The organism is Pseudomonas sp. IPO3749 (assembly GCF_013386605.1).
Taxonomy (GTDB): domain Bacteria; phylum Pseudomonadota; class Gammaproteobacteria; order Pseudomonadales; family Pseudomonadaceae; genus Aquipseudomonas; species Aquipseudomonas azotoformans_A.
Genome location: NZ_JACARN010000039.1, coordinates 1 through 25622 on the forward strand (window position 1 = coordinate 1; position 25622 = coordinate 25622).

A 25622-nucleotide genomic window follows, 5' to 3' on the forward strand; every position below is an offset into this window, starting at 1 on the left:
CTGGCCGACGTCGGCCAGCGCGTGCTGAAACTGATCCTGGGTCTTCAGGACAGCGCCTGGGACTTGCCGGAGCGCGCGATCCTCATCGCCGAGCAACTCACGCCGTCGCAGACGGCCAGCCTGGATACCCGCAAGGTGCTGGGGTTTGTCACTGTCGGGGGCGGCGCGACCAGCCACGTGGCAATCCTCGCCCGCGCCCTGGGCCTGCCGGCTATTTGTGGTGTTCCGGCCGAGGTGTTGGCGTTGGCCAATGGCAAGCAGGTGCTGCTCGACGCCGACAAAGGCGAGCTGCACCTCGACCCGAACCTGGCCGAAATCGAGCAACTGGACGCTGCGCGTAAACAACAGGTGCTGCGCCATCAGCGCGATGTGGCGCAGGCGTCTTTACCTGCGACCACCCGCGATGGTCATCACGTCGAAGTCACTGCCAACGTGGCTTCGTTGCAGGAAGTCGAGCAGTCCCTGACCCTCGGGGGGGAAGGCGTCGGCCTGCTGAGATCGGAGTTCCTGTATCTGGATCGCAACCGTGCCCCAAGTCCCGACGAACAGGCAGCGACCTACACCTCGATCGCCCGTGCCCTGGGCACCGAACGCAACCTGGTGGTGCGCACCCTCGACGTCGGTGGCGACAAACCCTTGGCCTATGTGCCGATGGACGCCGAGACCAACCCCTTCCTCGGTCTGCGCGGCATTCGTTTGTGCCTGGAGCGTCCGGAACTGTTGCGCGAACAATTTCGCGCGATCCTTGCCAGCGCCGGTTTTGCGCGGCTGCATATCATGTTGCCGATGGTCAGCCTGCTCTCGGAGCTGCACCTGGCGCGCAAAATCCTTGAAGAGGAAGCGCTGGCGCTGGGGCTCACCGAGTTGCCAAAGCTGGGCATCATGATTGAAGTACCGTCCGCCGCGCTGATGGCGGATGTGTTCGCGCCCCATGTGGACTTCTTCTCCATCGGCACCAACGACCTGACCCAGTACACGCTGGCGATGGACCGCGACCACCCGCGCCTGGCCAGCCAGGCCGACAGTTTCCACCCGGCGGTGCTGCGCCTGATCGCCACCACGGTCAAGGCTGCCCACGCCCATGGCAAGTGGGTGGGTGTGTGCGGCGCGTTGGCGTCCGAAGCGTTGGCCGTGCCCGTGCTGATCGGGCTGGGTGTGGACGAGTTGTCGGTCAGCGTGCCGTTGATCCCCACCATCAAGGCCACCGTGCGCGAGCTGGACCTGGCCGACTGCCAGATCATCGCCCGCCAGGTCCTGGGCCTGGAAGAAGCCGCCCAGGTGCGTGAGGCCTTGCGCCAGTATCACGCGGCTACCGTTGAAACCTCACCTGTCGTGGAGCACTGAGTATGTTCGAGAAATTACAGCGGGCGTTCTGGAAAGCCCTGACGCCGGATTTGATTGCCGAGACGGTCGTTGCGCCAACGCAGAGCCTGTTGTCGGCCGAGGTGCTGAATGCGTTGGGTGGGGCGGATAACCTCAAGTCGCAGCAGCGTGTGGCGCTGACGCGGGTGAGGGTGCAGTTGCAGGATGCGGCGAAGGTGGATGCTGCGGCGTTGAAGGCGGTGGGTGTGCCGGGGGTGATGATGCTGACGGGCGGCGTGGTGCATCTGCTCACCGGCCTCTAAGCCCAATGGAGATTCAAATGTGGGAGCGGGCTTGCTCGCGAATACGGTGTATCAGAAACAGATGAGCTGACTGACCCACCGCTTTCGCGAGCAAGCCCGCTCCCACATAGGTTCGGTAGTACTCTTACAGTTTCGGGTTGTCTTCTGGCGGCTTGGTCTTATCCACACCCGGCACATGCAGATTGCCTTCGACCACCTGGTTGCCTTCCAGCTGCGGCTGGGTCACCCAGGTGAGAATGTCGTAGTAACGCCGGATGTTCGCCACGAAGTGCACCGGCTCACCGCCCCGGGCGTAACCGTAGCGGGTCTTGCTGTACCACTGCTTCTGCGACAGACGCGGCAGCATCTTCTTCACGTCCAGCCACTTGTTCGGGTTCAGGCCTTCACGCTTGGCCAAGGTGCGCGCATCTTCCAGGTGTCCGGTGCCGACGTTGTAGGCGGCCAGGGCAAACCAGGTGCGATCCGGCTCGGCAATGCTGTCGTCCAGCTCATCCTTGATCTTGGCCAGGTACTTGGCGCCGCCCATGATGCTTTGCTTGGGGTCCAGGCGGTTGGACACGCCCATCGCCTGGGCGGTGTTCTGGGTCAGCATCATCAGGCCGCGCACGCCGGTCTTGGAAGTGACGGCCGGTTGCCACAGTGATTCCTGATAGCCGATGGCAGCCAGCAGGCGCCAATCGACCTTTTCTTCCTTGGCATAGGCGCGGAAGTGTTTCTCGTACTTGGGCAAACGCTGCTGCAAGTGCTGGGCGAAGGTGTAGGCGCCTACATAACCCAGAACATCGACGTGCCCGTAGTAGCGGTCTTTCAGACGCTGCAACGTGCCGTTCTTCTCGACTTTATCCAGGTAACTGTTGATCTCGTTGAGCAGGCTGTTGTCTTCGCCAGCGGCCACGGCCCAGCTCTGGTTGCTGGCATTGCCGAGGTCGAACGCCACGCGCACGTTGGGGAAGTACACCTGGTTCATCGCCACTTCGTTGGAGTCCACCAGGGTCAGGTCGATTTGCCCTTCGTCCACCATGCGCAACAGGTCGACCACCTCAACGGCGTCGGATTCTTCGTATTCAATCGCAGGGTTCTGCTTTTTAAGCTCAGCCAGTTGCTCGGCGTGAGTGCTGCCCTTGAGCACCATGATCTTCTTGCCCACCAGATCGGCCGCGTTGGTCGGCCGCGACTGGCCGTTGCGGTAGATGATCTGCGGGGTGACTTCTAAATAAGGGTGGGAGAAACGCACTTGCGTCTGGCGCTGCTCGCTGCTGACCAGGCCGGCGGCTGCGAGAACCGGGCCATTGGGCTTGCCCAGTTGGCCGAACAGGTCGTCGAGATTGTCGGCGGTCTCGATCTCAAGCTTCACGCCCAAGTCATCGGCAAAGCGCTTGACCAGTTCGTATTCGAAACCGGTTTCGCCGTTGCGGTCCTGGAAATAGGTCGCCGGACTGTTCCGGGTGACCACCCGCAATACGCCATCCTCCTTGATTCGCTCGAGCGTGCTGGGTTTATCAACACAGGCGCTGAGCATCAGGAAGAGTCCGGTGGCGATGAGCCATTTGGCGCATCGCGGGCGCAAAGCAGTTGGGGAGAACATCTGCGCAGTATACGCAAACGGCCCACGGCGCCATATCTCGACAGCGCGGGTCTTGTCTGCTAGCGCCGGCAAAACTGTGCTGCAGCCCGCAGAAACGGGGCTTGGCGCGCGATTGTGACGGTTAAAATAACTGCGCCGAATGCCCGGCATGCCCCCTCGAAAGGGGTGTAATCCGGCCAACTGACGTCCGGCAGCAGCCACCGGTAGCGTTTCGGGTGCCGTTGGCGGCGGTTTACGCTAGAATGCACGGCCTCAAAGCACACCCCTTCCCGAGGCTGTCCCGAAGATGTTGATCCTGCGCGGCGCTCCTGCCCTTTCTGCCTTTCGCCACAGCAAACTCCTTGAGCAACTGAGCCAAAAGGTTCCAGCTGTTACAGGCCTGTACGCTGAATTTGCTCACTTCGCCGACGTTACCGGCGTGTTGACCGCCGACGAACAGCAAGTGCTGGCACGCCTTCTGAAGTACGGCCCAAGCGTTCCGGTTCAAGAGCCTAATGGCCGCTTGTTCCTGGTTCTGCCGCGGTTCGGCACCATCTCGCCCTGGTCGAGCAAGGCCAGCGATATTGCCCGCAACTGCGGCCTGGAAAAAATCCAGCGCCTGGAGCGTGGTATCGCGTTCTACGTCGCCGGCCAGTTCAGCGATGCCGAAGCCGAGCTTATCGCCAGCAGCCTGCACGACCGCATGACCCAGATCATCGTCAGCCAGCTGGAACAGGCTGCCGGCCTGTTCAGCCACGCCGAACCCAAGCCGCTCACCGCGATTGACGTGCTCGGCGGTGGCCGCGCCGCCCTCGAGAAGGCCAACACCGAACTGGGCCTGGCCCTGGCCGAAGACGAGATCGACTACCTGGTCAACGCCTTCAACGGCTTGAAGCGCAACCCGCACGACATCGAACTGATGATGTTTGCCCAGGCCAACTCCGAGCACTGCCGTCACAAGATCTTCAACGCCAGTTGGGACATCGACGGCGAAAGCCAGGAAAAAAGCCTGTTCGGCATGATCAAGAACACCTACGTGATGCACAGCGAAGGCGTTCTGTCGGCTTATAAGGACAACGCCTCGGTGATCGTCGGCTCCGTCGCCGGCCGTTTCTTCCCGGACCCTGAAACCCGCCAGTACGGCGCGGTGCAGGAGCCGGTGCACATCCTGATGAAGGTCGAGACCCACAACCACCCGACCGCGATTGCCCCGTTCCCTGGCGCAGCCACCGGTTCCGGCGGTGAAATCCGTGACGAAGGTGCGACCGGCCGTGGCGCCAAGCCCAAGGCGGGCCTGACCGGTTTCACCGTGTCCAACCTGCAGATCCCAGGCTTTGAACAGCCGTGGGAAGTGCCGTACGGCAAACCTGAGCGCATCGTCACCGCGCTGGACATCATGATCGAAGGCCCGCTGGGCGGCGCCGCGTTCAACAACGAATTCGGGCGTCCTGCGCTGACCGGCTACTTCCGTACCTTCGAACAGTCCATCACCACCCCGCGTGGCGATGAAGTGCGTGGTTACCACAAGCCGATCATGTTGGCCGGCGGTATGGGCAACATCCGTGAAGAACACGTCAAGAAAGGCGAGATCCTGGTCGGCTCCAAGCTGATCGTGCTCGGCGGCCCGGCGATGCTGATCGGCCTGGGCGGCGGCGCGGCTTCCTCCATGGCCACCGGCACCAGCTCGGCAGACCTGGACTTCGCTTCCGTACAGCGCGAAAACCCAGAGATGGAGCGTCGCTGCCAGGAAGTCATCGACCGTTGCTGGCAGTTGGGTGACAAGAACCCGATCAGCTTCATCCACGACGTCGGCGCCGGTGGTTTGTCCAACGCCTTCCCGGAACTGGTCAATGATGGCGACCGTGGTGGCCGTTTCGAACTGCGCAACATTCCAAACGACGAGCCGGGCATGGCCCCGCACGAAATCTGGAGCAACGAATCCCAGGAACGCTACGTACTGGCCGTTGGCGCAGAAGACTTCGCACGCTTCCAGGCCATCTGCGAACGCGAGCGTTGCCCGTTTGCAGTAGTTGGCGAAGCCACTGCCGAGCCACAGCTGACGGTTACCGACAGCCACTTCGGCAACAGCCCGGTGGACATGCCGCTTGAAGTGCTGCTGGGCAAAGCCCCGCGCATGCACCGTTCGGCCGTGCGTGAAGCCGAGCTGGGCGATGATTTCGACCCAAGCAAGCTGGAACTGGCCGACAGCATCGAACGCGTGCTGCATCACCCGGCCGTGGCGAGCAAAAGCTTCCTGATCACTATCGGCGACCGCACCATCACTGGCCTCGTGGCCCGTGACCAAATGGTCGGCCCGTGGCAGGTTCCAGTGGCTGACGTTGCCGTCACCGCCACCAGCTTCGACGTCTACACCGGCGAAGCGATGGCCATGGGCGAGCGCACGCCGCTGGCCCTGCTCGATGCTCCGGCGTCGGGCCGCATGGCCATTGGTGAAACCCTCACCAACATCGCCGCCTCGCGCATCGGTAAATTGTCCGACATCAAACTGTCGGCCAACTGGATGTCCGCTGCCGGTCACCCCGGTGAAGACGCGCGTCTGTATGACACTGTTAAAGCAGTCGGCATGGAGCTGTGCCCTGAGCTGGGCATCACCATTCCGGTGGGCAAGGACTCCATGTCCATGGCCACCCGTTGGAACGAAGACGGCGTCGACAAGACGGTCACCTCGCCGCTGTCGCTGATCGTCACCGGTTTCGCACCGGTCACCGACATCCGCCAGACCCTGACCCCGCAACTGCGCATGGACAAAGGCACCACCGATCTGATCCTGATCGACCTGGGCCGTGGCCAGAACCGCATGGGCGCGTCCATCCTGGCGCAAACCCATGGCAAGCTCGGCAGCCAGGCACCGGACGTCGATGACGCCGAAGACCTGAAAGCCTTCTTCGCCGTGATCCAGGGCCTCAACGCCGACGGCCACCTGCTGTCCTACCACGACCGTTCCGACGGTGGTTTGCTGACCAGCGTTGTCGAGATGGCCTTCGCCGGTCACTGCGGCCTGAACATCGTGCTCGACAGCGTTGCCGAGGATGCATCCGAAATCAACGGCATCCTGTTCAACGAAGAGTTGGGTGCGGTGATCCAGGTTCGCCAGGACGCTACCCCGGACGTACTCGCCCAATTCAGCGCTGCTGGCCTGGACGACTGCGTAGCCGTGATCGGCCAGCCGATCAACAACGGCGAGATCAACATCTCGTTCAACGGTGACACGGTGTTTGCCGGTCAGCGCCGCTTGCTGCAACGTCAGTGGGCCGAGACCAGCTACCAGATCCAACGCCTGCGTGACAACGCCGACTGCGCCGAGCAGGAATTCGACGTGATCCTGGAAGAAGACAATCCGGGCCTGAGCACCAAGCTCAGCTTCGACGTCAACCAGGACATCGCCGCGCCTTACATCAAGAAAGGCATCCGCCCACAGGTTGCCGTACTGCGTGAGCAGGGCGTCAACGGCCAGGTGGAAATGGCGGCCGCGTTCGACCGCGCCGGCTTCAATGCGATCGACGTGCACATGAGCGACATCCTCGCCGGTCGCGTTGACCTCAACGAGTTCAAAGGCCTGGTAGCCTGCGGCGGTTTCTCCTACGGCGACGTGCTGGGTGCCGGTGAAGGCTGGGCCAAGTCGGCCCTGTTCAACAGCCGTGCCCGCGATGCATTCCAAGGCTTCTTCGAACGCAACGACAGCTTCACCCTGGGTGTGTGCAACGGTTGCCAGATGATGTCCAACCTCAGCGAACTGATCCCGGGCAGCGAGTTCTGGCCGCACTTCGTGCGTAACCGTTCCGAGCAGTTCGAAGCCCGTGTCGCCATGGTGCAGGTGCAAGAGTCCAACTCGATCTTCCTGCAAGGCATGGCCGGTTCGCGCATGCCAATCGCCATCGCCCACGGTGAAGGCCATGCCGAGTTCGAAAGCGAAGAAGCCTTGCTGGAAGCCGACCTGTCCGGTTGCGTGGCCATGCGTTTCGTCGACAACCACGGCAAGGTCACCGAGAGCTACCCGGCCAACCCGAACGGCTCGCCGCGCGGGATCACCGGCCTCACCAGCCGCGACGGCCGCGTGACCATCATGATGCCGCACCCGGAGCGTGTATTCCGCGCCGTGCAGAACTCGTGGCGCCCGGAAGAGTGGAACGAAGACGGCGCCTGGATGCGCATGTTCCGCAACGCCCGCGTGTGGGTGAACTAAGACGGTGTACAAGCTCGCCTTCTTTGTGCCCGCAAGCCATGTGGAGACGGTGAAAGCCGCCGTCTTCGCAGCCGGCGGCGGGCGCATCGGCAACTACGACAGCTGCGCCTGGCAAGTGCTGGGCCAGGGCCAATTCCGCGCGTTGGACGGCAGCCAGCCGTTTCTCGGGCAGGTGGGCCAGGTTGAAGTGGTTGAAGAGTGGAAGGTGGAGCTGGTGGTGACGGATGAATTGATTGTGGCTGTTGTGGCTGCGCTCAAACTCAGTCACCCATATGAGACACCGGCGTATGAGGTGTGGCAGTTGGCGGATTTTTGATTCGTTGGCTGTGAAAACAAGAAACCCGCTGGGCCAGTTTGGTCAGCGGGTTTTTTGTTGGCTGTGAGGGCCCATTCGCGAGCAAGCCCGCTCCCACATTTTGAAGGTATTCACAGTTCAAAATGTGGGAGCGGGCTTGCTCGCGAAGAGGCCAAAACAGCCTCTACACCTCTAAACCCTGGCACCAACCTCACGGCCACTGACCAACCGCTCCAGAGCCTCACCCAACCCCGAAGCCTTGTCACCAATCAACAAGTGCCACACACCGCTATCCAGTTGGCTAACGCCTTGGCAACCCAGCGCAGTCAGGTCAGGTTCAGACAACCCCGAATCATCCCCCAACTCCACCCGTAACCGCGTCATCGCCACCGCTTCCAACTGGCGAACATTCCCTCGGCCGCCCAAGGCATTCAGCCATTTCTCGGCTTCCTGCACATTCACCGCCACCGGCTTATCCACAGGCGCAACTATCACCGGCGCACTGGCAACAAATGAAGGCATCGCCAAGCGAATCTCATCGGCAATGCTATCGGCCATCGGCCCGACCACGACCTGCAAACTGCCGCCATTCCCCGGTCGTACCACAGCCATGGCGCCCAGGGCTTTCAAGTCAGCATCCACCGCTTTGTTGCGGTCCACCATGTCCAGGCGCAGGCGCGTCGTGCACGCTCCCACACTCAACAGGTTCGAAGCACCGCCCAAGGCCTGGATGTAGGCCGTGGCGCGCTGGTTATCCGTCATCACCTCAGCCTGCACCACCTGGATATCTTCCCGCCCCGGCGTCTTCAGGTTGAAACGACGAATGCAATAGTTGAACACGCTGTAGTAGATCAGCGCATAGGCCAGCCCCACCGGGAACACCAGCCAGCCATTGGTGGACTTGCCCCAACCCAGCACCATGTCGATAAACCCACCGGAGAAGGTAAATCCGAGGTGGATATTCAGCATATTGGTGACCGCCATCGACAGGCCGGTCAGCACCGCATGGATCAGGTACAGGAACGGCGCCAGGAACATGAAGGCGAACTCAATCGGCTCGGTCACCCCGGTCAGAAACGAGGTCAGCGCCATCGACAGGAAAATCCCGCCCATCACTTTACGGCGCTCCGGCAACGCATTGCGGTACATCGCCAAACACGCAGCCGGCAGGCCAAACAGCATCACCGGGAACATGCCGGTCATGAACTGGCCGCCTTTAGGGTCGCCGGCAAAGTAGCGAGTCAGGTCGCCGGTGACTACCGCGCCGGTCACCGGGTCAGTGAAGGTGCCGAATACAAACCACGCCATATTGTTGAGGATGTGGTGCAGGCCGGTGACGATCAGCAAGCGGTTGAAGACGCCAAACACAAACGCACCCAGGCTGCCGCTTTCCATCAACAACACGCCGAAGCTGTTGATGCCGTGCTGGATCGGCGGCCAGATCAAACCGAAGATCACGCCCAATCCGACCGCACTGAACCCGGTGACAATCGGCACAAACCGTCGCCCACCAAAGAACGCCAGGTACTCCGGCAGCTTGATGTCCTTGAAGCGGTTATACAGCCCACCCGCCATCAGGCCGCTGGCAATACCGGCAAGCATGCCCATGTTGATGGACGTGTCCATCACCTTGAGCGTGGAGACCATCACCAGGTAACCAATCGCACCGGCCAAACCTGCCGTGCCGTTGTTGTCGCGGGCAAACCCCACGGCGATGCCGATGGCGAAGATCAGCGCCAGGTTGGCGAAGATCGCTTGCCCAGCGTCGTGCATCACCGCGATGTTCAAAAGATCAGTGTCACCCAGGCGCAGCAGGAGGCCGGCGATCGGCAGGATCGCGATCGGCAGCATCAGTGCACGGCCCAGGCGTTGCAGGCCTTCGATGAAATGTTGGTACATGGCGAGTCTCCTTTTTTCTTGTTGTTGTCAGCTCAGCGGCCAGTGGTGTTGACAGGCTTGGCGAACGGCCTTGGCGCTGCTCAGGTCGAGCAGGCCTTGGCTCAGTTGCCGGCATTGCGCCGCGTCCAGGTGGCGGACGCGGTCCTTGATTTCGCCGATCTGCGGCGGGCTCACCGACAGCTCGCTGACCCCCAGGCCGACCAGCACCGGTGTGGCCAGCGGGTCGGAGGCGAGGGCGCCGCATACGCCCACCCAACGGCCGTGTTTCGCAGCGCCTGCACAGGTCTGAGCGATCAGCCGCAGCAGCGCCGGATGCAGCGCATCAACGCGCGCGGCGAGGCCGGCGTGGTCGCGGTCCATGGCCAGGGTGTATTGGGACAGGTCATTGGTGCCGATGGACAGGAAGTCCGCGTGCTTGGCCAACTGCTCGGCCATCAGCGCGGCGGCGGGCACTTCGATCATCACGCCCAGTTCGGGACGCTGGGTCAGTTCCAGCTCCACGCACAACTCATCCAGGCGCTGGCGGATCTGCAGCAGCTCATCCACTTCACTGACCATCGGCAGCAGGATGCGGCAGCGCTCCAGTGGCGATACTTGCAGCAGCGCGCGCAGTTGCTGGTCGAGCACTTCCGGGCGCACCTGGGCCAGGCGAATGCCGCGCAGGCCCAGCACCGGATTCGCTTCGACTGGCAGCGGCAGGTAGTCGAGTTGCTTGTCGCCTCCCACGTCGATGGTGCGGATGATCACGGATTTATCGCCCATGGCATCCAGCACGGCTTGGTAGGCGTGGCGTTGCTCCTCTTCATCCGGTGCAGTGCGCCGGTCAACGAAGAGAAATTCGGTGCGCAGCAGGCCGACGCCATCGGCGCCATTTTCAAACGCCACCTGGGCTTCGGCACTGGACGCAACATTGGCCGCCACTTCGATGGTCACGCCATCAGTGGTGCGCGCCGGCTGTTGGGCCTGGGCCTGTTGCTGCTGGCGCCGCAGTTTCTGTGCGTCGCGAATCTGGTGCACTTCGGCGTGGCGTGCGTCGCTGGGCGCCAGTTCCAGGCGGCCGTTGGCGGCGTCCAGCACCACACGTTGGCCTTGCGGCACGTCGAGGACTTCGGCGCCCAACGCAACCACGCAGGGCAAGCCTTTGCCGCGCGCCAGGATCGCCACGTGGGAGGTGGCGCCGCCTTCGGCCATGCAAATGCCGACGGCCTGTTGCGCGCTCAGTTGCAGCAGGTCAGACGGGGTCAGTTCATGGGCGCTGACAATCGACCCGGCGGGCAATTCGAAATGCCAGGCTTCACCCAGCAGCGCGCGCAGTACCCGTTGTTGCAAATCCCGTAGATCGTTGGCGCGTTCGGCAAACAACGGCTTGCCCAGGGCCAGCAACACCGCGCATTGCGCCTGGATTGCATCGCGCCAGGCGTGAGTGGCTGCGCTGCCTTGTTCAATGGAACCGGTCGCGGCTTCCAGCAGGTTAGGGTCTTCCATCAGCGCGAGGTGGGCGGCGAAGATGTCTTCTTCTTCGACGTTCTTGCGCTGGCGCGCTTGATCCAGAGTGTTGCGGATTTCGCTGCGTACTTGCTCCAGGGCGGTGTCCAGGCGTTGCAGTTGTTCGTCGGCGGCGTGGTTGCCGGTGTCTGCCGGCAGCTCGATACCGGTCAGGCGGAACAACGGCCCGCAGACCAGGCCCGGTGCAGCACACACACCTTGCAACACGCCCGCTTCGGTGTTGGCTCGGCGTGGGGTGGCAACGACGGGCGCGTGGTGTTCTTCCTTGATGGCGGCGGACAACGCCGCGACCAAGGCCTGCAACGCGGCGTCCGCATCTTTGCCGCGACAGCTCACACGTACCTCATCCCCTTCGCCAATACCCAGGCCCATCAAGCCAATCAGGCTGTCACACGAAGCGGATTTTTCACCGAAATGCAGCCGCGCCTGGCTGCTGAATCCCTGGGCCGTCTTGCGGATCAACGCCGCCGGGCGCGCATGCAAACCGCCGCGATGGGTGATGCGCACCCTGGCGCTGACTTCGGCATCCGAGTTATCCACAGCGGTTTGAACCGCTGCCGTCGAACGCGCCACGACCTGCAACAACGGCTCACCCACCTTGACCGTTTGCCCGGCCACCGAACGCAATTCAAAGCGCTCGCCATTGGTCAGGATGATCAGGCTGACCAGGCTCTTGCACTGGCGCGCAATGCGGTCCAGGTCAAACTGCACCAACGCCTGGCCCTTGCTCACCCGTGCGCCTTCCTTCACCAGCAAGGCAAAGCCTTCGCCATTCAGTTCCACCGTATCGATGCCCACATGCATCAACACCTCGGCACCGTTCTCGGCGCGAATCGTCAGGGCGTGCCCGGTGCGTGCGACATGGATGATCACGCCGTCACAGGGTGCATGCAGGCAGTCATTCAACGGGTCGATGGCAATGCCGTCGCCCATGGCGTGGCTGGCGAACACTTCGTCGGGAACGTTGCCCAGGGTCAGCACGGGCCCGCTTAGCGGGGCGCTGAGGGTCAATTGATTATTGTTGTAGGACATGGGCACGGTACTCATCAGGAAAGCGCGACTCAGTGAGTGCGGGTAACTTTGCTCAGGTGACGCGGCTGGTCCGGGTCCATGCCCCGGGCCTCTGCCAAACCTGCCGCCATCACGTAGAAACTCTGGATCGCCAGGATCGGGTCCAGGGTCGGGTGTTCGGCGCGGCTCAGGGTCAGGTCGCGCTCGACGATATCGTCCGGCGCAGCCAGCAATACGCGGGCGCCGCGTTGGCGCATGTCGGCGGCCAGGCTCAGCAGGCCGGCTTGCTCGGCGCCGCGTGGGGCAAACACCAGCAGCGGGTAGTTGTCGCCAATCAGGGCCATCGGCCCGTGACGCACCTCGGCGCTGCTGAAGGCTTCGGCCTGGATCGCCGAGGTTTCCTTGAGCTTGAGCGCAGCTTCCTGGGCGATGGCAAAACCGGCGCCACGACCGATGACCATTAATTGCTGGCAGTCGCGCAGGGCGTCGATGGCAACCGTCCAATCTTGCTGGGCGGCGGCACGCAGGTCATCGGGCAGGGCGCGGCAGGCTTGCAGCAACTCGGTTTCCTGGTTCCAGTGGCCAATCAGCTGCGCGCTGGCGCTGAGGGTGGCGATAAAACTTTTAGTCGCGGCCACGCTGTGTTCCGGCCCGGCGCACAGCGGCACATGGAATTCGCAGGCGGCTTCCAAGGGCGAGTCTTCGGCGTTGACCAGCGAAATGCTCAGGGCCCCGCGCTTGCGCAACAAGCGCAGGCTGTTGACCAAATCTGGGCTCTGCCCCGACTGGGAGAAACCAAACGCCACCTGGCCGCTGACTTTCATCGGCGCTTGCAGCAGGGTCACCACTGACATCGGCAACGACGCCACGGGAATGCCGACATGCTGCATGGTCAGGTAGGCGAAATAGCTGGCGGCATGGTCCGAGCTGCCACGGGCGATGGTCATCGCCACTTGCGGCGGCTGGCGGCGCAGGCGGCCGGCGATTTCTTCCAGCGCCGGGTCCAGGCGTTGCAGTTGGGCGGCGACGGCGTCGCAGGAGGCCAGGGCCTCTTCAAGCATTTTTGAAGTCAATGGTTTCTCCTTCGACCATTACGTCGGTGAGTGTCAGGGAGCGGTCCAGGCGCACGCAGTCGGCAAAGCTACCGGGTTGCAGGCGGCCGCGTTCTTCCAGGCCCAGGTAGTCCGCAGGAAATTGCGACAGGCGTTGTGAGGCTTCGCTGATGGGCAGGCCGATCTTCACCAGGTTGCGCAGCGCCTGGTCCATGGTCAGCGTGCTGCCGGCCAGGGTGCCGTCGGCCAGGCGCACGCCACCCAGGCATTTGGTCACGGTGTGGCTGCCCAGCTTGTATTCACCGTCGGGCATGCCGGCGGCGGCGGTGGAATCGGTGACGCAATACAGGCACGGGATCGAGCGCAAGGCCACGCGCATGGCGCCGGGGTGCACGTGGAGCAGATCCGGGATCAATTCGGCGTATTTGGCGTGGGCCAACGCGGCGCCGACGATGCCCGGCTCGCGGTGATGCAACGGGCTCATCGCGTTATACAAATGGGTGAAGCTGGTGGCCCCGGCGGCAAGGGCGGCGACGCCTTCTTCGTAGCTGCCCAGGGTGTGGCCGATCTGCATGCGCACGCCGCGTTCGCTGAGGGCGCGGATCAGGGCATCGTGCCCGGCGATTTCCGGTGCGATGGTGATCACGCGGATCGGCGCCAGGCGCAGGTAGGCTTCCACTTCGGCCATCAACGCGGTGTGGGCGAAGTTGGGTTGGGCGCCGAGTTTTCCGGGATTGATGTAGGGCCCTTCCAAGTGCACGCCGAGCACACGGGCGCTGCCGGTAGGACGTTGCTCGCAGAAGGTGCCGAGCTGGCCGAGCACGCTTGAGATTTCCTCCACCGGAGCGGTCATGGTGGTGGCCAGCAACGAGGTGGTACCAAAGCGTACATGGGTGCGAGTGATCGTCTCGAAGGCATCGCGGCCTTCCATGATGTCCGCGCCGCCACCGCCGTGCACGTGCAGGTCGATAAAGCCCGGCAGCAGGTAGGGCAACTCGTTTTCAGCCGGGTCGCAGGGCGTGCCTTCGATGGCGACGACCTTGCCGTGCGCGTGCACCAGGCGGCCGCGAATCCAGCCGCTGGTCGTGAGGATGTTGTCTTCGGACATGGGCAGTTCTCTAAATTCGCAGTTCAGCGGAATAGTCGTGGCGACGCAGTTCTGCGACGAAGTCGTAGTAGTCGTTGCGGCAATAGGTGTCGGTGATTTCGATCGGCGTGTTGTCGGCGGTGTAGCCGACCCGGGTCATCAGCAGCATGGCGGTGCCAGGGGCGATGCCGACCAGCTTGGCGAACTCGTCCGACGCGTTGATCGCCTGGATATGCTGCAGGGCGCGCACCACCGGTTTGCCGATGCCTTCCAGGTATTCATATAACGAGTGGCCGATGGCTTGGGGCTGTGGCAGCACCGAGGCGGGCATGGTGGTCATTTCAATCGCCATCACCGTGTCATCCGCCTTACGCAAGCGCTTGAGGCGCGCCACTTTGTCGGCGGGCGACAGGCCCAGGCGGATCATCTCTTCGTGGGTCGGCTGGGTCAGCTCACGCTCCAGCCATTGGGAGCTGGGCACAAAACCCTTGAGCCGCAGCATCTCGCTGAACCCCGACAAGCGCGACAGCGGCTGTTCCAGGCGTGGCGAAATATAGGTGCCGGAGCCTTGGTTACGGCGGATCAGCCCTTGGGCAAACAACACTTCCAACGCTTTGCGTGCGGTGACGCGCGAAATGCTCAATTGCTCGCTGAGTACGCGTTCTGATGGCAGTGCCTGCTCGGACGTCCACTGCCCGGCATGGATCGCCGCTTCCAGTTTGCGCGCCAACTGCAGGTACAGCGGCGTGGATTGTTTGTCGTCGGGGCGCAGGGCCAGGATGGGATTCATCGTTCAGGTTTCCGATGCGGTTATTGGAGTGTTGTCGCCCGGTATGGGCCGGAAATTAATACCACTTAAATACCATGTCAATGCAGCCAAAACGGTGCAAGCATTGGTTTTAGGGCCCCGCAATGGGGCCTGGTATCAAGTGGTATTAGAGAGGTCTTTATTGCGCGCAGAACGGCGCAGCCCGCGGGGGTGAACTGGTATTCACTGGCGGGCGCGGGGCAGGGCAGGATTTTTTTTCGAATTATTTTACGAACGGTACGGGATTACGGACGAATCTCGATGAGGGTGCCGTCTTTGACCAGGTTCCACACTTCGCGCATGTCCACGTTGCGCATGCCGATGCAGCCGTCGGTCCAGTCCAGGGTGTGGAACCACTGTTCCGGGTAATCCTCGGTGTCGGGGGTGCCGTGGATCATGATCATGCTGCCGGGCTTCACGCCTTCGCGGCGAGCGCGGGCGGCGTCGCTGATGTTCGGGTAGGAGATGTGCATGGCCAGGTTGAAGCGGTCGCTGGTCTTGCGCCAGTCGATCCAGTACAGGCCCTCTGGCGTGCGGCGATCGCCCTCGATCAGCTTGTGGCCCTTGGGGTTCTTGCCCAGGGAAATGCGGTAGGTCTTGAACGGTTTGCCGTCGTTGATCAACTGCAACTGATGGGCAGACTTGAGCACCAGGACTTTTTCCACAGGCTTGCCGCCCAGGGTTTGCACCGTGGAGGCTGGCGACAGCGTGGTGAACGACAGGCAGAGCAGGGCAAGCACCCAACGCATCAAAGACGGTATCCCTAGTGTCATGGCGCGGGCTTGCCCATGGGTGGCACGGCCTCGCTGCGCACCGGGAACGACTGTTGCCTGCGGTCAGCGAAAAAGTATTCCAAAGTACGCCCGACCGTGCGGAACGCCAGCTCTGACCAAGGGATGTCGGCTTCGTCGAACAGCTGCACTTCCAGGCTTTCGGGGCCGGCGGCGAAGTCCAGGTCGAGCAGGTCGGCGCGGTAGAAAATATGCACCTGGTTGATGTGCGGCACGTCGATCAACGTATAGATATTCAAGTTGTGCACGCGGGCGCAGGCTTCTTCCAGGGTTTCGCGCATCGCGGCCTGTTCCACGGTCTCGCCGTTTTCCATGAAGCCTGCGGGCAGGGTCCAGTAGCCCAGGCGCGGCTCGATGGCGCGGCGGCACAGCAGCACTTTATCGCCCCATACTGGTACGGTGCCGGCGACGATATTGGGGTTCTGGTAGTGGATGGTCGAGCAGTGATCACACACAAAGCGCAGGCGGCCGTCGCCTTCGGGGATGCGCTGGGTAACCGGTTTACCGCACTGGCTGCAGAAATTCATGCTGGGGTTCCTGGAAAGTGCGTCTATCTTGGCGTGACGGGCAGGGCGCTGCAACAAGTTGTCGTTTAGCAACACGGCGCGGGTTTTGGGGTTGGGCACCCGCGAGCTTTGGTGCATGATGCAAGGTAGCCAACAGACCGAGATGACTCATGCTGGACGAGCTACTTCGCCGGGTAAGCAATCACACCCCCCACACGCTTGAAACCGACGGGCGTTTCCCCGAGGCCGCGGTGCTGGTGCCGATTACCCGCAGTGACGAACCTGAGCTGATCCTGACCCTGCGCGCCAGTGGCCTGTCGACCCATGGTGGCGAAGTGGCCTTTCCCGGTGGACGCCGCGACCCCGAAGACCCGGACCTGATCTTCACCGCGCTGCGCGAGGCTGAAGAAGAGATCGGCCTGCCACCTGGCCTGGTGGAAGTCATCGGCCCGCTGAGCCCATTGATTTCCCTGCATGGCATTCGGGTTACGCCGTATGTCGGCGTCATCCCGGATTACGTCGAATACCTGGCCAACGATGCCGAAATTGCCGCCGTCTTCAGCGTGCCTTTGGACTTCTTCCGACAGGACCCGCGCGAACATACCCACAGGATCGATTACCAGGGCCGAAGTTGGTATGTGCCGAGCTATCGATTCGGCGAATACAAGATCTGGGGGCTGACGGCGATCATGATCGTCGAGTTGATCAATCTGCTCTATGACGACGCCCAGATCAGCCTGCACCAGCCACCCAAGAGTTTCATCAATATCTAAGCCATCGCTTGAATGGCAACGCCGTGAGGAAACACCATGAAATACCGCCTGGGCGACGCCCGCGTCGAGACGCATCCACACAGCTGGGTGGCACCGAATGCCACGCTGGTGGGCAAGGTCAAGCTGGAGGAGGGCGCCAACGTCTGGTTCAACGCGGTGTTGCGTGGCGACAACGAACTGATCCTGATCGGCAAGAACAGCAACGTGCAGGACGGTAGCGTCATGCACACCGACATGGGCTACCCGCTGACCCTGGGCACCGGCGTGACCATTGGCCACAACGCCATGCTGCACGGTTGCACGGTGGATGATTACAGCCTGATCGGCATCAACGCGGTGATCCTCAATGGCGCCAAGATCGGCAAGCATTGCATCATCGGCGCCAATTCGCTGATCGGCGAAGGCAAGGAAATTCCCGATGGCTCGCTGGTGATGGGTTCACCGGGCAAGGTGGTGCGTGAATTGACCGATGCGCAGAAACGTATGCTTGAAGCCAGCGCCGCGCACTATGTGCACAACTCGCAGCGTTATGCGCGTGACCTGGTCGAGCAGGAAGAATGAACCCGACTGAACGCCCCGTCGCCTCGCCGTGCGTGAGCATTTGTGCGCTGGACGATGACGATATTTGCACCGGCTGCCAGCGGACCGTGGATGAGATTACGCGTTGGAGCCGCATGGACAACGGCGAGCGTAGGGTGGTGTTGGGGTTGTGCCATGAGCGGGCGGTGGCGGGTGGGTTGGTGTGGATGATGCCCGGAAAAAGCAGCGTCTGATTAGTTGATGGGCTGCTTTTTTGTGGCGAGGGAGCTTGCTCCCGCTGGGCTGCGCAGCGGCCCCCCATCAGGCCTCCCAATATCCAGATAAGTCCGCGCTGCCCTTTTTAGGGCCGCTGCGCAGCCCAACGGGAGCAAGCTCCCTCGCCACAAGGGTTGTCGTGCTTTACCCTGTGCGCATTCTTCTCAGGCTCCAAACCCCATGCTCTTCCTGATCGCCTACATCAGCAGCGTCGTGCTGATCAACTTCGCCTTCTCCACCGCCCCGCACCTGGACGTCATCTGGTCCGCCTGGGGCGGCCTGGTCTTTATCCTGCGCGACATGGTGCAAACCCGCTTTGGCCACGGTGCAATCATCGCCATGCTGGCTGCACTGGTGCTGTCGTACGTCACGTCCGACCCGGCCATTGCCCTGGCCAGCGCTACGGCGTTCGCGGTGTCCGAGTGCATCGACTGGCTGGTGTTCAGCATCACCAAGCGCCCGCTGCACGACCGCCTGTGGATAAGTTCGGCGCTGAGTATTCCTCTCGATACCTTCATCTTCTTCGGCTTGATCGGCGCGCTCACTCCAGCGGTAGCGGGCACCGCGCTGGTGTCGAAATTCGCCGGGGTCACGGTGGTGTGGCTGATCATGGCCTGGCGCATCCGCAAGCGCGCCGTCGCCAACTGAGGCCAATTGCTGCAGTTCATGTAAAATGCCGGCCTTTCTCCAAATGATCCGCTCCCCTGAGGACCTGAGATGACCCGAATCGGAACTCCATTGTCGCCAACCGCGACCCGCGTTTTGCTGTGTGGCTGCGGTGAGCTGGGCAAGGAAGTGGTAATCGAACTGCAACGCCTGGGCGTTGAAGTGATTGCCGTGGATCGCTACGCCAATGCGCCGGCCATGCAGGTGGCGCACCGTAGCCATGTGATTAACATGCTCGACGGCGCCGCGCTGCGTGCGGTGATCGAGGCCGAGAAACCGCACTTCATCGTGCCGGAAATCGAAGCCATCGCCACCGCGACCCTGGTCGAGCTGGAAGCCGAAGGCTTCACCGTGATCCCGACCGCGCGTGCCACCTCGCTGACCATGAACCGCGAAGGCATCCGCCGTCTGGCCGCTGAAGAGCTGGACCTGCCGACCTCGCCATACCACTTCGCCGATACCTTCGAAGACTACAGCAAGGCTGTGCAAGACCTGGGCTTCCCGTGCGTGGTCAAGCCGGTGATGAGTTCGTCGGGCAAGGGCCAGAGCCTGCTGCGCAGCGCTGATGACGTGCAGAAAGCCTGGGACTACGCCCAAGAAGGCGGCCGCGCCGGTAAAGGTCGCGTGATCATCGAAGGCTTTATCGATTTCGACTACGAAATCACCCTGTTGACCGTGCGCCACATCGGCGGCACTACGTTCTGTGCACCGGTTGGCCACCGTCAGGAGAAGGGCGACTACCAGGAATCCTGGCAGCCGCAGGCCATGAGCCCGATTGCCCTGGCCGAATCCGAGCGCGTCGCCAAAGCGGTGACCGAGGCCCTGGGCGGTCGTGGTCTGTTTGGTGTGGAGTTGTTCATCAAGGGTGATCAGGTGTGGTTCAGCGAAGTATCGCCGCGTCCGCATGACACTGGTTTGGTAACCCTGATTTCTCAGGACCTGTCGCAGTTTGCGCTGCACGCGCGCGCCATCCTGGGCTTGCCGATCCCGTTGATCCGTCAGTTCGGGCCTTCGGCTTCGGCGGTGATCTTGGTGGAAGGGCAGTCGACCCAGACCGCGTTCGCCAACCTCGGCGCTGCGCTGAGCGAGCCGGACACTGCGTTGCGTCTGTTTGGTAAGCCAGAGGTGAACGGTCAGCGTCGGATGGGTGTGGCGTTGGCGCGGGATGAGTCGATTGAAGCGGCTCGGGCTAAAGCGACCCGTGCTTCGAAGGCTGTTGTAGTAGAGCTGTAAGGCAGGCCCTGTAGGAGCGAGCTTGCTCGCGAAGGCATTTCAGGCGCATTGCGGCGTCGGATGTACCTTTTTCGCGAGCAAGCTCGCTCCTACAGGTGATTCGGTCTATCAGACGACCTTGTTCAAGTCATTATCCCGCGTCTCTTTCAGGCACAGCACAGCAATCAAGCTGAGCAACGCCGCTGCCGACACATACCCACCGACATAACTCAGCCCCCCCATCGCCACCAGCTTGGTCGCGAAGAACGGTGCGGCCGACGCGCCCACAATCCCGCCCAGGTTATACGCCGCCGAAGCACCGGTATAACGCACACGGGTCGGGAACAGTTCCGGCAACATGGCGCCCATCGGCGCGAAGGTCACGCCCATCAGGAACAGCTCCAGCGCCAGGAACAGCGCCACGGCCCAAGTAGAACCGTGGGTCAGCAGCGGCTCCATGGTGAAGCCCGACAGGATCGCCAGGATCGCGCCGACAATCAGCACCGGCTTGCGCCCGTAGCGGTCGCTGGCCAAGGCCGCCAATGGCGTCGCCAGTCCCATGAACAGCACCGCAAAGCACAGCAGGCCGAGGAAGGTCTCGCGGCTGTAACCCAAGGTTGAAACGCCGTAACTCAGGGAGAATGCGGTGGTGATGTAGAACAGCGCATAACACACCACCATCGACGCAGCGCCCAGCAATACCGGCAGCCAATGTTGGCTGAACAGTTCCACCAGCGGCACCTTGACCGGCGCTTCCTTGGCGACGGCGTTGGCGAACACTGGCGTCTCATGCAGCTTCAGCCGTGCATACAGGCCAACCATCACCAGCGCAGCGCTGAGGATGAACGGGATGCGCCAGCCCCAGCTGCGGAATTGTTCGTCGTTCAGGCTCATGGCCAGGATCAGGAACAGACCGTTGGCCGCCAGGAAGCCGATCGAAGGGCCCAGCTGCGGGAACATGCCGAACCAGGCACGTTTGCCCTTGGGTGCATTCTCGGTCGCCAGCAGCGCCGCGCCGCCCCATTCACCGCCCAAGCCCAGGCCCTGGCCGAAACGCAGCACACACAACAGGATCGGCGCCCAGGCCCCGATGCTGTCATAGCCGGGCAGTAAGCCAATCAGCGTGGTACACACGCCCATCAGCAGCAAGGACGCCACCAGTGTGGATTTACGCCCGATACGGTCGCCAAAGTGGCCGAACAGCGCCGAGCCCAGCGGGCGGGCGATAAAGGCGATACCGAAGGTCAGGAACGACGCCAGCATTTGTGCGGTGCCGGAGGTCTGCGGGAAGAACACCGGGCCGATCACCAGCGCAGCGGCCGTGGCGTAGATATAGAAGTCGTAGAACTCGATGGCGGTGCCGACGATGCTCGCCGTGGCGACCCGTGCAGTCGAGTTGGTCGGGGCGGCGGCGGGCGCGGCCTCGTTATACGTGGTGCTCATGGTGGTGTCCCTGATGGTCATTGCGCGTTTGGACGCGGATTATTATTGGTCGAACACCCATGGATCAGGGTTGTGCGCGGGAAGGCTCGGGATGGGAGCGAACACCGGTCAGACACGATAAAGCGGTGCCTGGACACGCTGGGTGCGGGTAGCACGCGGTCGGGCGCGGCTCTGGTAAGCCGCCCCGATTATAGGAAGGGGTTTGCGGATCCAACAAGGGGGTTAAACGGCGACCGGCATCCGGCTGGTGTGCCAGATCAGCACCTTGCTCACGCGGTTGTCCTCGGTCTCGAGGATTTCCAGGCGGTAGCGCCCGATTTTCAGGCACACCGCGCAATCCGGAATGGTCTCCAGTGCTTCGGTGACCAGGCCATTAAGGGTCTTGGGGCCGTCGCTGGGCAGGTGCCAGTTCAGGCTTTTGTTCAGCTCGCGGATAGAGGCGGCGCCATCGATGATGTAGCGGCCGTCCGGCTGGGGCTCGATGTGCGGGTTGTCGGCACTCTGTTCGCTTTCGAATTCGCCGACGATTTCTTCGAGGATATCTTCCAGGGTCACGATACCCAGCACTTCGCCGTATTCATCCACCACCATGCCCAGGCGCCGCTGCTGCTTGTGGAAGTTCAGCAGTTGCAGTTGCAGGGGCGTGCTTTCCGGGACGAAGTAGGGTTCGTGGCAGGCGGCGAGCAAGGCCTCTTTGGTCAGGCTGGCGTCGGGCAGCAGGTGTTGGATCTGCCGGGTATTGAGCACCGCCTGGACCTGGTTGATGTCACTGTGGAACACCGGCAGGCGCGTACGCTGGGAGGTGCGCAATTGCTCGATGATTGCTTCGATCGAGTCATCCAGGTTGATGCCGTCCACTTCGCTGCGCGGTACCAGGATGTCGTTGACGGTGATGTTGTCCAGGGCGTGGATTCCGGGCATGCCAGGGGTGCGGCTTTCGTCGGATTCGGCTTGCGGCTCGTCGTCATGGTCGGGCAGCGGTTCGTCGCTCTTTTTCACGATGCCGGACTTGCGTGCGAACGGGCGCAGCAGCAACAGGCTGATGCCATTGAGCAGCCAGGCCAGCGGGTAGAGGATTTTCAGCGGCACGCCCAGCAGCGTATTACCAAAGCCCAGCACGGCCTGAGGATGGCGGACGGCGAGGGCGCGGGGCAGGTAGTCGGCCAGTATCAACAGGATCGCGCAGGAAATCATCCAGCCAAGCCACGGCCCATTCTGCGCCCAGGCATAGATAGCCAGCAGCGTGCAGAGGATCACCACGGCGGCGCGACACAGGCTGTTGCACAAGATCAGGCTGTTACGCGGGAAGCTCAGGCGGGCGGCGGCCTTGTCGCCCTGGCGTGTGCCGGGGCGCAGGGCCAGCAGGTGTTGTTGCGCGGCTTCGATGGCGGTGAACAATGCGGCCCATAAGACCAGCAGGGCGATTACCGCGAGCATCGGCTCCAGGGGCAAGTTGTCCATGATGGCTGCCCGTCAGATATGCAGGATGTATTCGCGGACCAGCTTGCTGCCGAAATAGGCCAGCATCAGCAGGCAGAAACCGGCCAGGGTCCAGCGGATCGCCTTGTGCCCGCGCCAGCCGAGGCGGTTGCGGCCCCACAGCAACACGCTGAACACTACCCAGGCCAGGCACGCCAGCAGGGTCTTGTGCACCAGGTGTTGGGCGAACAGGTTTTCGACGAACAGCCAGCCGGAGATCAGCGACAGCGACAGCAGCGTCCAACCGGCCCACAGGAAGCCGAACAGCAGGCTTTCCATGGTTTGCAGCGGCGGGAAGTTCTTGATCAGCCCCGAGGGGTGCTTGTGCTTGAGCTGGTGGTCCTGCAGCAGCAGGAGCAGGGCCTGGAACACCGCGATGGTGAACATGCCGTAGGCCAGGATCGACAGCAGGATATGCGCGAGGATGCCCGGTTCTTCATCAATCACCTGCACCGTGCCGGTCGGGGCGAATTGCGCCATCAGCACCGTCAGCATGCCCAGCGGGAATAGCAGCACCAGCAGGTTCTCGACGGGAATCCGGTAGCAGGCCAGCAGGGTCAATGCGATAACGGCGGCCGCGATCAGGCTGGCGGCACTGAAAAAATCCAGGCCCAGGCCGACGGGGGTCATCAAATGGGTAAACAGGCTGGCAGCATGGGCCAGCAGGGCGAGCACACCAAAGCCGACGAGCAGGCGTTTGTCCGCCTTGGCGCCTTGGGCCAGACGAGTGCCCTGGTAGAGAGTCGCAGCGGCATACAAAAGGGCGGCGGCGAGGCTGGGTAGCAAACTGGGTGACAAAGGGAGCATAAATCCTATTAGGCAAGCCCGAAAGGCGCTGAGTTTGGCATACCCCCGCGTAACACGAAAGACTCTCAAGCCAGACAGCGGGTGTGCATGGCGGCAGTCTTCGCTATAATCCGCGACCTGCCCACGCCGCAGGCTCGCCGAGCGCTGTTTTTAATAGCGATTTACCACAGCCTGGGCCGCCATTACCTCGGTCTGAATAGGGCCAGAAAGGATCGCGCATGTTTGAAAACTTGACTGACCGTCTCTCGCAGACGCTGCGCCACGTAACCGGCAAGGCCAAGCTGACCGAGGACAATATTAAAGACACCCTGCGCGAAGTGCGCATGGCGTTGCTGGAAGCCGACGTCGCCTTGCCGGTGGTGAAGGACTTCGTCAACTCGGTCAAAGAGCGCGCGGTGGGCACCGAAGTGTCCCGCAGCCTGACGCCGGGCCAGGCGTTTGTGAAGATCGTCCAGGCTGAACTCGAAAGCCTGATGGGCGCGGCCAACGAAGATTTGAACCTCAGCGCCGTGCCACCGGCCGTGGTGCTGATGGCCGGTCTGCAGGGTGCGGGTAAGACCACCACCGCTGGCAAGCTGGCGCGCTTCCTTAAAGAGCGCAAGAAGAAGTCCGTGATGGTGGTGTCGGCTGACGTCTACCGTCCGGCCGCTATCAAGCAGCTGGAAATGCTCGCGGGCGAAGTGGGCGTGACCTTCTTCCCGTCCGACCTGAGCCAGAAGCCGGTCGACATCGCCAACGCGGCTATTAAAGAAGCCAAGCTGAAGTTCATCGACGTGGTCATCGTCGATACCGCCGGTCGCCTGCACATCGACGAAGAGATGATGGGCGAGATCAAGGCGCTGCATGCCGCGATCAACCCGGTCGAGACGCTGTTCGTGGTCGACGCCATGACCGGCCAGGATGCGGCCAACACCGCCAAGGCCTTCGGCGACGCGCTGCCGCTGACCGGTGTGATCCTCACCAAGGTCGACGGTGACGCCCGTGGCGGTGCCGCGCTGTCGGTACGTGCCATCACCGGCAAGCCGATCAAGTTCATCGGTATGGGCGAGAAGAGCGAAGCGCTCGAACCGTTCCACCCGGAGCGTATCGCCTCGCGCATCCTCGGCATGGGCGATGTGCTCAGCCTGATCGAACAGGCCGAAGCCACCCTCGACAAGGACAAGGCCGATAAACTGGCCAAGAAGCTGAAGAAGGGCAAGGGCTTCGATCTCGAAGACTTCCGCGACCAGCTGCAACAGATGAAGAACATGGGCGGCCTCGGCGGCCTGATGGACAAGCTGCCGAACATCGGCGGTGTGAACCTGGCGCAGATGGGCAATGCCCAGGGCGCGGCAGAGAAGCAGTTCAAGCAGATGGAAGCCATCATCAATTCCATGACCCCGGCCGAGCGCCGCGACCCTGAGCTGATCAGCGGTTCGCGCAAACGCCGGATCGCCATGGGTTCCGGCACCCAAGTGCAGGACATCGGTCGCTTGATCAAGCAGCACAAGCAGATGCAGAAGATGATGAAGAAATTCTCCGCCAAAGGCGGAATGGCCAAGATGATGCGCGGCATGGGCGGTATGTTGCCCGGCGGCGGCATGCCCAAAATGTAAAGAATTCGAGCAAAAGCCCGCTTTTGCTCCGACCCACAGGGACGTGGGATCTCCAGCAAACCCGCCGTTGGCGGGCGCTGACTCGCCGTTTTAACCGACGGCTCTATAGCAGATCTGAGTGGCACGCTGATAGGCGCCAGAAAAAGACATTTGCAAAAGTCCGGATATTCCTTAGAATATGCGGCCTTTCGGGCACCTATGCCCGCTGTGCATTTAGATTTGCAGCACCGACTACAGGAACGATGTTCACATGCTAACAATCCGTCTTGCCCTTGGCGGCTCCAAAAAGCGCCCGTTTTACCACTTGACCGTAACCGACAGCCGCAACCCGCGTGACGGTTCGCACAAGGAACAGGTTGGTTTCTTCAACCCTGTTGCTCGTGGTCAAGAAGTTCGTCTGTCCGTGAACCAAGAGCGCGTAGCCTACTGGCTGAGCGTGGGTGCACAGCCATCCGAGCGCGTTGCAAAACTGTTGAAGGACTCGGCTAAGGCCGCAGCCTGAGC

The 25622-nt window shown here is 62.2% G+C and carries 22 protein-coding genes; 11 read left to right on the forward strand and 11 right to left on the reverse strand.

From position 1 onward, the window contains the following. Together ptsP (HX812_RS16080) and HX812_RS16085 are read left to right on the forward strand one after the other, a co-directional pair. The coding region (gene ptsP / locus HX812_RS16080; RefSeq protein ID WP_178949118.1) for a phosphoenolpyruvate--protein phosphotransferase at positions 1-1344 on the forward strand (1344 nt) is incomplete at its 5' end. Between the two features lie 2 nt (positions 1345-1346). Next, positions 1347-1625 (forward strand): PTS transporter subunit EIIB, encoded by a 279-nt coding sequence (locus tag HX812_RS16085; RefSeq protein WP_038848762.1) that lies wholly within the window; start codon positions 1347-1349, stop codon positions 1623-1625. 124 nt (positions 1626-1749) lie between these two features. Here HX812_RS16085 and mltF read toward each other — a convergent pair whose 3' ends face one another. Beyond that, positions 1750-3210: a membrane-bound lytic murein transglycosylase MltF gene (mltF, locus tag HX812_RS16090; protein ID WP_033898602.1), complete on the reverse strand. Its 1461-nt coding sequence runs from the start codon at positions 3208-3210 to the stop codon at positions 1750-1752. Between the two features lie 286 nt (positions 3211-3496). Between mltF and purL the strand changes: the two genes are divergently transcribed. Together purL and HX812_RS16100 are read left to right on the forward strand one after the other, a co-directional pair. Beyond that, positions 3497-7393, forward strand: a complete 3897-nt coding sequence (gene purL, locus HX812_RS16095) for a phosphoribosylformylglycinamidine synthase (RefSeq protein WP_038848646.1) — start codon at positions 3497-3499, stop codon at positions 7391-7393. Positions 7394-7397: 4 nt separating this feature from the next. Beyond that, the gene (locus HX812_RS16100) at positions 7398-7709 is read left to right on the forward strand and encodes an NGG1p interacting factor 3 protein, NIF3 (protein WP_038848647.1); all 312 of its coding nucleotides are present in this window, start codon (positions 7398-7400) and stop codon (positions 7707-7709) included. A 171-nt stretch (positions 7710-7880) separates the two neighbouring features. Here HX812_RS16100 and nagE read toward each other — a convergent pair whose 3' ends face one another. The 7 genes from nagE to HX812_RS16135 form a co-directional block, all read right to left on the reverse strand. Further along, complete coding sequence (gene nagE, locus HX812_RS16105) at positions 7881-9587, reverse strand: N-acetylglucosamine-specific PTS transporter subunit IIBC (RefSeq protein WP_038848649.1); 1707 nt, start codon at positions 9585-9587, stop codon at positions 7881-7883. A gap of 27 nt (positions 9588-9614) precedes the next feature. Then, on the reverse strand, positions 9615-12125 hold the full coding sequence (ptsP, locus tag HX812_RS16110) for a phosphoenolpyruvate--protein phosphotransferase (protein ID WP_038848652.1): 2511 nt from the start codon (positions 12123-12125) through the stop codon (positions 9615-9617). A 29-nt stretch (positions 12126-12154) separates the two neighbouring features. Next, positions 12155-13165: an SIS domain-containing protein gene (locus HX812_RS16115; protein ID WP_016977702.1), complete on the reverse strand. Its 1011-nt coding sequence runs from the start codon at positions 13163-13165 to the stop codon at positions 12155-12157. Beyond that, positions 13158-14264, reverse strand: coding sequence for an N-acetylglucosamine-6-phosphate deacetylase (gene nagA / locus HX812_RS16120; RefSeq protein ID WP_038848654.1), 1107 nt, complete (start codon positions 14262-14264; stop codon positions 13158-13160). The genes HX812_RS16115 and nagA overlap by 8 nt, the downstream gene beginning before the upstream one ends. 10 nt (positions 14265-14274) lie before the next feature. After that, positions 14275-15033 carry a GntR family transcriptional regulator gene (locus tag HX812_RS16125; RefSeq protein ID WP_016977704.1) on the reverse strand — a complete coding sequence of 253 codons (759 nt, stop codon included), beginning with the start codon at positions 15031-15033 and terminating at the stop codon, positions 14275-14277. Between the two features lie 263 nt (positions 15034-15296). Continuing rightward, entirely contained in the window at positions 15297-15800 is a 504-nt protein-coding gene (locus HX812_RS16130; protein WP_028617820.1) for a murein L,D-transpeptidase family protein, read from the reverse strand. A gap of 20 nt (positions 15801-15820) precedes the next feature. After that, positions 15821-16369 (reverse strand): NUDIX hydrolase, encoded by a 549-nt coding sequence (locus HX812_RS16135; protein WP_038848657.1) that lies wholly within the window; start codon positions 16367-16369, stop codon positions 15821-15823. A 149-nt stretch (positions 16370-16518) separates the two neighbouring features. Between HX812_RS16135 and HX812_RS16140 the strand changes: the two genes are divergently transcribed. The 5 genes from HX812_RS16140 to purT all read left to right on the forward strand — a co-directional run bounded on the left by HX812_RS16140 (position 16519) and on the right by purT (position 19815). After that, a complete protein-coding gene (locus HX812_RS16140; protein WP_033898592.1) occupies positions 16519-17121 on the forward strand; it encodes a CoA pyrophosphatase in 603 nt (200 codons plus the stop codon). 36 nt (positions 17122-17157) lie between these two features. Next, positions 17158-17682: a gamma carbonic anhydrase family protein gene (locus HX812_RS16145; RefSeq protein WP_028617818.1), complete on the forward strand. Its 525-nt coding sequence runs from the start codon at positions 17158-17160 to the stop codon at positions 17680-17682. Next, positions 17679-17894, forward strand: coding sequence for a DUF1289 domain-containing protein (locus HX812_RS16150; RefSeq protein WP_038848658.1), 216 nt, complete (start codon positions 17679-17681; stop codon positions 17892-17894). Before HX812_RS16145 ends, HX812_RS16150 begins: the two co-directional genes overlap by 4 nt. Positions 17895-18096: 202 nt before the next feature. Beyond that, positions 18097-18564, forward strand: coding sequence for a VUT family protein (locus HX812_RS16155; RefSeq protein ID WP_015885703.1), 468 nt, complete (start codon positions 18097-18099; stop codon positions 18562-18564). Between the two features lie 69 nt (positions 18565-18633). Beyond that, positions 18634-19815 carry a formate-dependent phosphoribosylglycinamide formyltransferase gene (gene purT / locus HX812_RS16160; protein WP_017139720.1) on the forward strand — a complete coding sequence of 394 codons (1182 nt, stop codon included), beginning with the start codon at positions 18634-18636 and terminating at the stop codon, positions 19813-19815. 108 nt (positions 19816-19923) lie between these two features. Here the strand turns inward: purT and HX812_RS16165 are convergent, their stop codons facing one another. The 3 genes from HX812_RS16165 to HX812_RS16175 all read right to left on the reverse strand — a co-directional run bounded on the left by HX812_RS16165 (position 19924) and on the right by HX812_RS16175 (position 23523). After that, positions 19924-21237: an MFS transporter gene (locus HX812_RS16165; RefSeq protein WP_033898588.1), complete on the reverse strand. Its 1314-nt coding sequence runs from the start codon at positions 21235-21237 to the stop codon at positions 19924-19926. Between the two features lie 222 nt (positions 21238-21459). Next, positions 21460-22698, reverse strand: a complete 1239-nt coding sequence (locus tag HX812_RS16170; RefSeq protein ID WP_038848660.1) for a transporter associated domain-containing protein — start codon at positions 22696-22698, stop codon at positions 21460-21462. Between the two features lie 12 nt (positions 22699-22710). Further along, positions 22711-23523: an inner membrane protein YpjD gene (locus HX812_RS16175; protein ID WP_038848662.1), complete on the reverse strand. Its 813-nt coding sequence runs from the start codon at positions 23521-23523 to the stop codon at positions 22711-22713. Positions 23524-23741: 218 nt separating this feature from the next. Here HX812_RS16175 and ffh point away from each other — a divergent pair, with 218 nt between their 5' ends. Next, positions 23742-25118, forward strand: a complete 1377-nt coding sequence (gene ffh / locus HX812_RS16180; protein WP_003193965.1) for a signal recognition particle protein — start codon at positions 23742-23744, stop codon at positions 25116-25118. Positions 25119-25368: 250 nt separating this feature from the next. Further along, positions 25369-25620: a 30S ribosomal protein S16 gene (gene rpsP / locus HX812_RS16185; RefSeq protein ID WP_003175899.1), complete on the forward strand. Its 252-nt coding sequence runs from the start codon at positions 25369-25371 to the stop codon at positions 25618-25620. Positions 25621-25622 lie beyond the last annotated feature (2 nt).